The following is a 1,144-nucleotide window of genomic DNA, read 5'->3' as shown; positions in this document are numbered from 1 at the left end:
CATCGGCATTGTAGCCGTTACGATAGAAGTGGGCGTTCTTGTAGTTGTTGAACAGGCGAGAGTACATGTAGTTGGATTCCGCATCGTCGGTCAAGGCGTTCTTGGAATAAGACGTCATGAGGTTCGTTGCGTTGAGCGGATTGGAATTGTACACGGCCAGGTACATGTTTTCGAGGCTAGCCATGCCGAATTCATCAACCAGGCTAGGGTAGTTGGCGTCCTTGAACAGGGCATTAGCATTCAGCACCGAGGTGCCGCCACGGTATACCGGGCTAGAAGCCATTTCGCTCCAGAACTTTTCATCGTTCTGCAAGTACATCACCTTGATGGAACCTTCGATACCTGCAATATCCAGGTTCACGAACGGTTCCACATAGAAGGCCATTCCGTCGTCCTTGAAAACTTCTTCTTCATGGACTTCTTCCTGCTTGGTGCTTTCAGAAACCTTGATGTAAATGAAGGACGTATCCATCGGGTTCGTGATAGCCGGGTCCATCTTGCTGGTGAATTCGGTAAGAGCGTATTCCTGCTTCTTGTAGTCCCTGACGTAGTCGCGGTCAACGCTCCACCAGCTCTTGGCAAGTTCGCCGTTCAAGCCGAAGGAAACCGGAAGATTCGAGAGCAGTTCCTTGGAATCGAAACCGATTTCAGCAGAAACCACTGCGTTGTCTTCGTAGTACACGGTGTCGGACTTAGCGATAGCGCGGGAGCGACGGCTCTTTTCGCGGTCAAACACATCGGTGTAGTTCACGCCCAAGTGTGCGCCAAAGGCGTCGGCACCGAGACGCAGACCGTAGAAGTAGCGGTCAGAGAAATCGAAGTCGAAGAACACCTGGTCATACTTCTTGGCAGTGTTGCGCATACGGGCGCCCGTTGCCTGAGCATGAATGTCGCTGAAGGGGCCGACATTGCCGCTATGGAAGTCGGCGTTCAAGCCCTGCATCAGGCGGTTGCTCGTGGTATCGAGGTTACGCATGGCCAAAGCTTCGACACGCTTCTGGGCAAAGATTTCGGGTTCCTGGAGCAGTTTCTGCTGCGGAGTGTACAAGGTGTAAGGCGTAAAGCCTACGCGCATGTAACCCAGGTTGAAATCCAAGTGCTTGTTCAAGATAGAGCCATCGTAGCTGAACCAGTGGCCAATCAC

Annotated in this window: 1 pseudogene; it reads right to left on the bottom strand. The window is 52.4% G+C overall.

Features of this window, described 5'->3' with window-relative positions:
* Positions 1–1,144: pseudogene (locus tag Q0628_RS03345) on the bottom strand (hypothetical protein); the annotation flags it as partial.

The organism is uncultured Fibrobacter sp. (assembly GCF_937877005.1).
Lineage (GTDB): Bacteria > Fibrobacterota > Fibrobacteria > Fibrobacterales > Fibrobacteraceae > Fibrobacter.
The sequence above is the reverse complement of the archived record's forward strand: the minus strand, read 5'-3'. Positions and strand labels throughout refer to the sequence as shown.